This is a genomic window from Micromonospora sp. ABR4_055 (assembly GCF_056160425.1).
Genome location: NZ_JBSWXD010000036.1, coordinates 35,713 through 44,498, shown reverse-complemented (window position 1 = coordinate 44,498; position 8,786 = coordinate 35,713). Strand labels below are relative to the sequence as shown.

Here is an 8,786-nt window from a genome sequence, read left to right as displayed (position 1 = left end):
GCCGGCGACCGACCGACCGGCCCGCCGGCCGGGGCCGGGAGCAGCTCGCGGTGGCCGGCCGGGCCACGCAGCCGCCGGGCCACCCGACCGGTCGCCACCAGCAGCTCCGGATCGGTGCGGTAGCAGACCGGCAGCAGGATCTGCCGGGCGGGCGCGCCCGAGGCAGTCCGGAACCGGTGCCTGAACGCCGGCACGATGCCCGGATCGGCGCCCCGGAACGCGTACGTCGAGGAGTCCGGGTCGGCGAACACGACCAGCGGCCGCCCGCCGCCGGCGAGCAGGCCGAGCAGCTCGACCTGCGCCGGGTCGGTGTCGGCCAGTTCGTCGACGTAGATGTAGGACAGCCGGCCCCGTTCGGCCTCAAGCAGCGGCGGATCGTCGGTGAGCAGCCCGGTGGCGGCCCGGACCAGCTCGGCGTGGTCGTAGCCGATCGAACCCCGGTTGCTGACGTCGCGCAGCGCGAGAACCGCGACGTACTGGCGCAGGAAGCGGGCCGCCGCCGGCCAGTCTGCCCGGCCCAGCCGTTCACCGAGCCGGGCCAGCTCGACCGGCCCGACACCACGTTCGGTGGCCCGCTGCAGCAGGTCGCGCAGCTGAGTGGCGAACGCCCTGGTGGGCAGGGCGGCGCGCAACTCCGGCGGCCAGCCGACCGGGTCACCGATCTGGTCACCGATCTGATTGCCGGCCGGGCCGGTGGTGGCGGCGGTCGGGCCGTCCAGTCCGGTGGCCCCTGGCTGCGGGCCGGCCACGTCCAGCAGTTCGCGGATGATCAGATCCTGCTCGGGGCCGGTGAGCAGCCGCGGCGACGGCTCACCCCGTTCGGCGGCGGCACGGCGCAACAGGCCGAACGCGTAGCCGGGAAACGTTCGTACCAGGGGTTCGTGCAACACCCGCCGGGAGCCGGCGGCGATCGCCGCCTCGATCCGTCGGCGCAGTGCGACGGCGGCCCGCCGGTTGAAGGTGAGCACCAGGATCCGCTCCGGGTCGGTCCCCTCGGCGACCCGGGTGGCGACCGCGTCGACCAGGGTGCTGGTCTTGCCGGTACCCGGACCGCCGACGACCAGCAGCGGTCCGTCGGTGTGCGTGACCACTGCCTGCTGCGCGGAGTCGTCGAAGCGCGCCGGCTCGGCCTGCGCCGGCCGGCGGACCAGCCGGTACGCCTGCACGCCGCTCATCTCACCACGACGATGGGACAGCTGTCGGCAGCCGGGTGGCCGGCACGCCGGGTCGCGGGCACGCCGGACTGCAGGGATCCGGTCAATCGAGCCGGGCCTCGATCTCGTCCAGCGCCGCCGGCACTGAATCGACGACAATCAGCATCTCCCGGGCCGACCACCCGACGAACGCCGTCTCCGCCAGCGCCGTCAGCCAGTCCAGCAGCCCTTGGTAGAAGCCGTCGGTGTCGACGAGGACCACCGGTTTGCGGTGCAGCCCGAGCACCGCCGTGGTCCACACCTCGAACAGTTCGTCCAAAGTGCCGAGGCCGCCGGGCAGGGTGACGAACGCATCCGACTTTTCGATCATCAGCGTCTTACGGCTGGCCATCCCGTCGGTGACGACGAGTTCGTCGGAGCGGGTGTCGGCCACTTCCAGGTCGACCAGCGACTGCGGGATCACCCCGAGGGTCCAGCCGCCGCCGGCCCGGGTGCCGTCCGCGAGCGCACCCATCATGCCGACGCAGCCGCCGCCGGAGACCAGGGTGTGCCCACGCCGGGCCAGCTCCCGTCCGGTCTCGGCGGCCAGGTCGAGCCACCGCTGCTCAAGGGTGCGCGACGAGGCGCAGAAGACTCCGATCGCGGCCATCCGTGCTGCTCCTCTCACTCCGCCGGCCGGTGGTCCCCGGCCGGTGCCCGTTCGTCGGCCTGCCGCTCGGCCGCGATCTGGGCGTGCGCCGTCTGGCGCAGCGCCTCCTGCTCTGCGGCGAGGGCGGCGTCCGCGTCGACGATGTGCCGTACCGCCTCGGCGACGTCGTCGGTCAGGCAGAGCAGGTCGAGATCGGCATCGCCGATCCGCCCCTGCGCCTGCATCGTGTCACGCAGCCAGTCGACCAGTCCGGACCAGTACCCGGTGCCCATCAGCACCACCGGGAACCTGGTCACCTTGCCGGTCTGCACCAGGGTGAGCGCCTCGAACAACTCGTCCATGGTGCCGAACCCGCCGGGCAGCACCACGAACGCCTGGGCGTACTTGACGAACATGGTCTTGCGGGCGAAGAAGTAACGGAAGTTGATGCCGACCTCCACCCATTCGTTGATGCCCTGCTCGAACGGCAATTCGATGCCGAGCCCCACCGACACGCCGCCGGCCTCGGTGGCACCCCGGTTGGCCGCCTCCATCACACCGGGACCGCCGCCGGTGATCACGGCGTAGCCGGCACCGGCGAGCGCACGGCCCAGTTCTTCGGCGAGCCGGCATTCAGGGCTGCCCGACGCGCTGCGGGCTGAACCGAAAACACTGACCGCCGGCGGCAGATCAGCGAGAGTGTCGAACCCTTCGACGAACTCCGACAGGATTCGCAGCGCCCGCCAGGAATCCTTGGTCTTCCATTCGCCACGGGCCCGTGAATCGAGCAGACCCTGATCGGCGGTGCTGCGGCGGACCGCTTCCCGGCGCAGGGTCACCGCGCCCCGGTGCCGCTCCGACCCCGGTTCGTCGGGTGTCGGGCCAACCCGGTCCGGTCCCGGTCGGGATTGGTCGTCTGGCGCGCGATAGTTGTTCGACTGGTCCATCTGGACAACCGTAGTGGGCGGCGTGCCGTGCTTGACGCGGCCGCCCGCGCGTGTCCAGTGCGGACGCCGAACCGCCCCACTGCGACGCTAACCCGGCCCACGATGAGAAAGGTGATGTCAATCTTGCGTCAAGTGCAACCAAATCGGCTGCGGCTACGTCTCCATCAACAGATACTGGGTGCGCCGGACGGTGGGGAGGACGCCGTCACGGCACCTTCGGGGGGAGGAGTAGTCATGATGACACGTAGCGAACTCATCCGGGTCCGGCGGCAGATGCACCGCCGGATCCGTGTCGTGGTGGCCGAGCGCCGGGTTGCCGGCGGGCGAGCGCTTCCGGCTGAGCCGGTGGACGACACCGTCGAGCAGGAGCCGGCACTGCTGCGGTGACCCCGGTTCACTCCGGCGTCAGCCAACGCCGGAGTGTCTCGGCACCTTGCTGAATCTTGTCGATCTCCACGCGCTCGTCACGGGCGTGCGCCAGGTTGGGGTCGCCGGGGCCGAAGTTGAGCGCCGGGATGCCCAGCGCGGCGAACCGGGCGACGTCGGTCCAGCCCAGCTTCGCGACCGGCGGCTCGCCGACCGCGGCGAGGAACTCCCGCGCCGGAGCCGACGTCAGTCCGGGCAGCGCCCCATCGGCGCAGTCGACCACCTCGACATCGAACCCGGCGAGGACCTCGCGGACGTGCTGCTCCGCCTGCCGCCCGTCGCGGTCCGGCGCAAACCGGAAGTTGACCTCGACGTCGCACCGGTCCGGGATCACGTTGCCGGCCACCCCGCCGCTGATCCGGACCGCGTTCAGCCCTTCCCGGTACTCACATCCGTCGATGACGACGGTCCGCGCCGAATAGTTGCCCAGACGGCGCAGCACCTCACCGGCGGCGTGGATGGCGTTCACCCCGCGCCAGGACCGGGCCGAGTGGGCCCGGCGGCCGGTGGTGCCGACCACCGCCCGCAGGGTGCCCTGGCAACCGGCCTCGACAACGCCGTGGGTCGGCTCGTGCAGCACCGCGAAGTCGGCCGACAGCCACTGCGGGTGGGCCTCGGCCACCAGACGCAGCCCGTTGAACCGTGAGTCGATCTCCTCCGCCTCGTAGAACAGATAGGTGACGTCGTACCTCGGCTCGGCGACGGTAGCCGCCAGATGCAACGCGTGCGCCACCCCGGACTTCATGTCCGAGGTGCCGCAACCGTAGATCAGGCCATCGGCCTCCCGGGACGGGAAGTTGTCCGCCAGCGGCACCGTGTCCAGATGCCCGGCGAGCACCACCCGCCGGGAACGCCCCAGCTCGGTCCGGGCCATCACGGTGTTGCCGTACCGCCCGGTAGTCAGCCAGGGCACGACGGACAGTGCCTGCTCCACGCAGTCGGCGATCCGCTGCTCGTTGCGCGACACCGACTCGATGTCGACCAAGGCGCGGGTCAGGGTCACCGGATCGGCCAGGACCTCGGGGGTCAGCGGGTTCACCATGGCTGGCACGGTACCGTCTCGGCAGGGTCGACTCGTCCGCTGATCACCCGGATCGCCCGGACGTCGGCCCACTGGTGACACGTACTCCGATCGGAAGGCGACATTTCGGTGACGGTTTCGACGCAGCCCGCCTGGGGCATCGGCCTGGCCACCTGCACCGAGCAGGGCCAGGTGCTGGACACCTGGTATCCGGTCGGCCAGCTAGGGCTCGGCGAGCGTCCGCCGGCCGCGAAGGGCACCACACCGGCCGGACTGCCCGCCGGGGTGGTCGGCCCCCGGGCACTGCCCGGACTACGTACCGAGATCGTGGTCGTCGAGATCGGTTCACTGGCCGACCCGATCGCCGACGCCGCCGACGCGTACCTGCGGCTGCATCTGCTGTCCCACCGGCTGGTCCGGCCGAACGAGCTCAACCTGGACGGCATCTTCGGCCGGCTGGCCAACGTCGCCTGGACCTCCGGCGGACCGTGCCCGCCGGACCGGGTCGACGAGCTGCGGCTGATCGAGCGGGCCGCCGGGCGGCACCTGGCGGTGTACGGGGTGGACAAGTTCCCCCGGATGACCGACTACGTGGTGCCGTCCGGGGTGCGGATCGCCGACGCCGACCGGGTACGGCTCGGCGCCCACCTGGCGTCCGGGACGACCGTGATGCACGAAGGCTTCTGCAACTTCAACGCCGGCACCCTCGGCACCTCGATGGTCGAGGGGCGGATCGTCGCCGGCGTGGTGGTCGGTGACGGCTCCGACGTCGGGGCCGGCGCGTCGATCATGGGCACCCTCTCCGGTGGCGGCACCGAGAAGGTCCGCATCGGCGAGCGCAGCCTGCTCGGCGCGAACGCCGGCATCGGCATCTCGCTGGGCGACGACTGCGTGGTCGAGGCCGGCTGCTACATCACCGCCGGCTCCAAGGTGACCCTGCCGGGCGGCCGGGTGGTCAAGGCCCGCGAGTTGTCTGGGGTCGACGGGCTGCTGTTCTGGCGCAACTCAGTCACCGGGGCGCTGGAGGCCCGGCCGCGTACCGGTGCCGGCATCCAGCTCAACGAGGCACTGCACGCCAACAGCTGATCGCGGACCGGCCGGTGCGGTGAGTCGGTGGCGGCTCCGCCGAGGTCGGCCGGTGCCCCACCCGCCGCTACGGGGCGGGCAGGGCACCGGCCGGCGCGGGTCAGCGCCGCGCGATCCGGTACGCCTGGATGATTGTCTGCCGTGCCGTGTTGCCGGCCCGGTCGGTGACCGACGCCCGCAGCGACACGTAACCGTCCCGGTCCGGATGGTGGACCGTGGCGGTCCAGCCGGCCTTTGCGGACCGTACGTCGGCCGGCAGCCAGGTCTGTCCGCCGTCGTAGGACACCTCGACCGTCGGCCGACGGATCCCGATCCCGACCACACCCGGCTGGTGGGCGACGGTGAACGGGATCTCCATCGCCCGCCCGGCGACGGCGGTGTTGCCGGCGTCCACCGACGGGGTGAACCGCACCGCCATCACCGGCAGCGCCGCCACCTGGTCACGGGTCACCGGACCGGACGGGAAGGTCCACGCCCCGCTGACCGACGTGGAGAAGTCCCCGACGTCGTGCGTCGCCGACACCTCCAGCCGGTAGTCGGCCTGAGCCCGTGGCACCGGGAACCGGCCGTAGCCCGGCTCCGGGCTATCCCCGATCAGCTTTCCGCTGCGGTACAGCGCGGTCCGCGCGGTCTCCGTCACCACCCCGCCGAGGTGGCCCTGCGCGTCGCCGAACATCGGCACCTGGACGTCGACGACGTTGCCCCGCCGGCTGACCCAGGCACCGTCGCCCGGGACGGCCGGGAACACCGGCCCGTACGGTGCCAGGTTCCAGGTGTCCAGGATGCGTTTGCCGGGCTGGTGGCGGCTCGGTGGTGAGACCAGCACGGCGGTGTTCTCCGGCCAGAGCTGACCGTCCACCGCCCGGCCGAACTCCAGGGAACTCTCCCAGGTCGACGTGCTCGACACGCTGTAGTGCTCCACCCGCACGCTGGGCAGCTCGACCGGGGTCACCAGCGCCCATCCCCCGATGTCCTGCTCGCCGTGGCCGGGGAAGACCAACCGGTCGGTGCGGTCGCCGTGGCTGACCCCGCGGAACCGGTGCCGGACGGTGGCCAGCTCCCGGGGGCGGTAGTGCCGGGTGAAGCCGGTGGGCAGCCGGTCGGCGAAGAGCTCAGTCAACCCGTAGAAGTACGGGCTGGCGGTGAACCCGTCCGCGCCGTCCGGTCGCAGCCACTGGCTGGCGATGCTGGCGCTGAACTCGCCCGTGCCCGACGGACCGCCCTCGTGGGCGGCGGAGAGCCCGTCGAAGGTGTCGGCCAGCACCCCGATCCCGGCACCCATCTGCGGGGTGCGGTAGTAGAGGCTGACGTCGACCAGCGCCGGACGGGCGGTCGGCTCGGGCACGGTCATCCGGACCGGTCGGGCGGTACGGGCGTCGAACAGTACGGTGCGGTCAGCGTCCAGCCGCAGGTTCGACCGGACCAGAACGGCGAGCTCGTACTTCTGTTCGCCGGTCTGGCGTTGGATGACGCTGGACAGCCCGTACCGGCCGGCGGGCAGCCGGGTGGTGACCCGCCCGGAGCCGTCCGAGGTCCACGGCATCGCGTCCGCCATCTGGTCCAGGCCGACCGCGACGGTCCAGTAGTCGTCGGTCGCCACGCCGGCCTGGTTGACGTGGACGAAGGTCAGGTCGTAGCTTTCCACTTCCCGGTGGACGCCGAACGGGGTGACGACGCGCTGACCGGCACCGGTGGCAATCAGATGGCCGGAGTAGTAGCCGTTCTGGCCACCGACGCTGGTGTCCGCGGTCAGCGTCACTGCTTCGGTGCCGCCGGCCGGTACGGTCAGCGTGGTGGTGCCGGCCCGGAACATTCCCGCCGGTGCGCTGCGGCCGGTCGGACCGACGGCTTCGACGGTGAGGGTCAGGGTCTGCGGCTTGCTGCCGGTGTTGCGGTAGGTGACCTTCTCGACGATCGCCGGGTCGTCGTGGTGCGGCCAGTCGGCGCGGCCGAACGACACGCTGGCAGGTCGGCTGATCAGCTCCTGGGTGACGGCGCGAACGACGTCCACCCGGCCGGCACCCTGCGGGTAGGCGCCGGTGCCGGACCGCGGTGTGGCCGACGCCATCAGGCCGGCCTTCAACCGCACGGCGGTCCAGTTCGGCCGGCGCTGGGCGAGCAGCGCGGCGGCTCCGGCCACGTGCGGCGCGGCCATCGAGGTGCCGGAGGCGGCGACGTAGTGCTCGTCGACCGGATCGGCGAGGGTGGTGCCGGCGGCGCGGGCCGCGACGATCCCGACGCCCGGGGCGGTGATGTCCGGTTTGACCGCGTCGTCACCGGTGCGCGGGCCACGGCTGGAGAAGTCGGCGAGCGTGTCGTCGCGGTCCACCGCGCCCACGGTCAGCGCCGCGTCGGCGCTGCCCGGCGAGCCGACGGTGCGGTCCGCGCCGGAGTTGCCGGCTGAGATCACGAAGAGCGCGCCGGTCTGCGCGGTGAGCGTGTCGACCGCCTTCTCCAGCGGATCGGTCTGCGGGGTGTCCGGGCCACCGAGGCTGAGGTTGACGACGGTGGCCCGCTGGTCGGTCGCGGCCCACTGCATGCCGGCCAGGATCGCCGACTCGGTGCACCAGGACGACTCGCACACCTTGCCGGAAACCAGGGTGGCGTCGGGGGCCACTCCCTGGTTCGCCCCGCCGGAGGCGGCACCGCTGCCGGCGATGATCGAGGCGACGTGGGTGCCGTGCCCGACCCGGTCGGCCGGGTCCGGGTCGTCGGTGAAGTTCTCCGACCGGGCCACCTTGCCGGTCAGGTCGGGGTGGTCGGCGTCGACTCCGCTGTCCAGTACGGCGACGGTCACCCCGGCCCCGGTGAATCCGGCGTCGTGGGCGGCCGGCGCACCGATCTGCCCGACGCTGCGGTCGAGCAGCAGTCGCCGTCGGCCGTCCAGCCAGACCCGGGCCAGGCCGGAGGCGGTGGCCAGGGCCCCGGCGCGGCCGGTGGCCTCGCCGGGCGGGGCCGGGTCGGTGCCGGTGACCGCCGCCCAGAAGTCGGTTGCCGCGTGCTTGTCGGCGGTCAGCGCGGCACCGCCGATCGCCGGCAGGTCCCGTGTGATCCGCGCGCCGGCAAGGCCGCCGGCGGCCCGGCGGGCGGCGTCGGCCGGGGCGGCGTACTCGACGAGCAGCGGTAGCCGAGCGGTGGCGGCGTCGTGGTAGCCGGACGAGATCAAATCGGTGACGTTGAACAGTCGCCGGTCCAGCACGCCGGTGCGGATCAGCGGCTGCGCGTCGGCCGGTACGACATACCGGCCGTCGGAGCTCTGGTAGGTGTGGAACCGCAGGTGGTTGCGGTCCGGGGCGGGTTGGACGGCGGTGCCGGCGCGGGTGACGACGACCCGGTCACCGGTGATCAGGGTGACCGCGGTCGCCGGGTCGGCACGGACCCGACTGACCGGGTCGTCGGGGTTCGGTGCCGGTTGGGCGGCGGCCGGTCCGGGCCGTCCGACACCGATCAGCGTCGCGGTCAGTACGGCGATGAGCGTGGCGGCGTGGAGTCTCCTGGATGGATTGGACATCGTGAACCTCCCC

7 protein-coding genes are annotated in these 8,786 nt (G+C 72.5%); 2 read left to right on the top strand and 5 right to left on the bottom strand.

Annotated features, from left to right (window positions below):
• The 3 genes from ACXAHD_RS11385 to ACXAHD_RS11375 all read right to left on the bottom strand — a co-directional run.
• On the bottom strand, window positions 1–1,166 hold a 1,166-nt coding region (locus ACXAHD_RS11385; RefSeq protein ID WP_475050291.1), incomplete at its 3' end, for a UvrD-helicase domain-containing protein.
• A gap of 91 nt (window positions 1,167–1,257) precedes the next feature.
• Entirely contained in the window at window positions 1,258–1,803 is a 546-nt protein-coding gene (locus ACXAHD_RS11380; RefSeq protein WP_281553383.1) for an LOG family protein, read from the bottom strand.
• Between the two features lie 14 nt (window positions 1,804–1,817).
• A complete protein-coding gene (locus tag ACXAHD_RS11375; protein WP_289212233.1) occupies window positions 1,818–2,729 on the bottom strand; it encodes an LOG family protein in 912 nt (303 codons plus the stop codon).
• 234 nt (window positions 2,730–2,963) lie between these two features.
• On the opposite strand from ACXAHD_RS11375, the gene ACXAHD_RS11370 reads away from it, so the two are divergent.
• Entirely contained in the window at window positions 2,964–3,116 is a 153-nt protein-coding gene (locus ACXAHD_RS11370; protein WP_281553381.1) for a hypothetical protein, read from the top strand.
• A gap of 7 nt (window positions 3,117–3,123) precedes the next feature.
• On the opposite strand, the gene dapE is transcribed toward ACXAHD_RS11370, so the two are convergent.
• Window positions 3,124–4,197, bottom strand: a complete 1,074-nt coding sequence (gene dapE, locus ACXAHD_RS11365; protein ID WP_281553380.1) for a succinyl-diaminopimelate desuccinylase — start codon at window positions 4,195–4,197, stop codon at window positions 3,124–3,126.
• A 108-nt stretch (window positions 4,198–4,305) separates the two neighbouring features.
• On the opposite strand from dapE, the gene dapD reads away from it, so the two are divergent.
• Window positions 4,306–5,262: a 2,3,4,5-tetrahydropyridine-2,6-dicarboxylate N-succinyltransferase gene (gene dapD, locus ACXAHD_RS11360; RefSeq protein ID WP_281553379.1), complete on the top strand. Its 957-nt coding sequence runs from the start codon at window positions 4,306–4,308 to the stop codon at window positions 5,260–5,262.
• Between the two features lie 100 nt (window positions 5,263–5,362).
• On the opposite strand, the gene ACXAHD_RS11355 is transcribed toward dapD, so the two are convergent.
• A complete protein-coding gene (locus tag ACXAHD_RS11355; RefSeq protein ID WP_281553378.1) occupies window positions 5,363–8,773 on the bottom strand; it encodes a S8 family serine peptidase in 3,411 nt (1,136 codons plus the stop codon).
• Between the last annotated feature and the right edge of the window lie 13 nt (window positions 8,774–8,786).